General features: G+C 58.4%; 1 protein-coding gene. It reads left to right on the plus strand.

Annotated elements, in window-relative coordinates; genetic code table 11:
• Nucleotides 1–812, plus strand: an 812-nt coding sequence (locus FEM03_RS24180) for an IS3 family transposase (RefSeq protein WP_138089004.1), incomplete at its 5' end; no start/stop codon positions are given.
• Nucleotides 813–936 lie beyond the last annotated feature (124 nt).

A 936-nucleotide genomic window follows, 5' to 3' on the forward strand; every position in this document is an offset into this window, starting at 1 on the left:
ACTACCACGCCGCCACTCCCACCCCTTCGCAGTGTTCCGACCAGCGTATCGGCGATCAAATCGAACGCATTTTCAAACACCACCGCCGCCGTTACGGACACCGTCGCATCTGGCACGAACTGGCCGGGCGAGGTATCACCTGTGCCCCTGCTCGAGTCCGTAGGCTCATGGCTCGACGAGGCCTAAAAGCCCTTCAACCCAAAACCTACGTGCCCAAAACCAGCGACGGGCGGGCCGACAAACCCTCTCCCAATCTGCTGCTGGGGAACGCTCTTCCCACGCAACCCGACCGCGTCTGGGCTGGGGATATCACCTTCATCCCCACCACCAACGGATGGCTCTATCTGGCCATTGTCCTGGATCTGTGCACCCGGCGCGTGGTTGGCTGGTCACTGGCGCAACACATGCGCAGTGGACTCGTTGCTGATGCCCTTGACCAAGCCTTGCAATCACGCCGACCTGCACCTGGACTCATCTTTCACAGCGACCGTGGCAGTCAATATGGCAGCGGCCAATACCGGGCCAAGATCAACAGTGCTGGCATCCAGCAGAGCATGTCAGCCCGAGCCAACCCCTACCACAATGCATGGAGCGAATCATTCATGGGCACCCTCAAAACCGAGATGCTACAAGACGGATGCTTCATCAACGAGCATGACGCCCGCACCGAGCTGTTCGCTTTTATTGAGGGTTACTACAACACTCAACGCAAACACTCCTCCCTCGGCTATCAAACGCCAACCCAGTTCGAAGCCAATTTAATCACCCTAAACTTGATCAGCCCCCAGAGGTCGGACCTGCTTGATTGTTAGTCGGTGGTCGGTTGTTTTTGCTTTAAGGGTGATCGTTGGGTTTGTCCAGCAGCATGCGCAGCGGAGGGCTGGAGCGTAGCGAAAGCCCGTAGCGAAGCTTGCTGCTGGTGGCGCGCCGGGGGCA

Origin of the sequence: Phragmitibacter flavus, from assembly GCF_005780165.1 — a bacterium.
GTDB lineage: Bacteria > Verrucomicrobiota > Verrucomicrobiia > Verrucomicrobiales > Verrucomicrobiaceae > Phragmitibacter > Phragmitibacter flavus.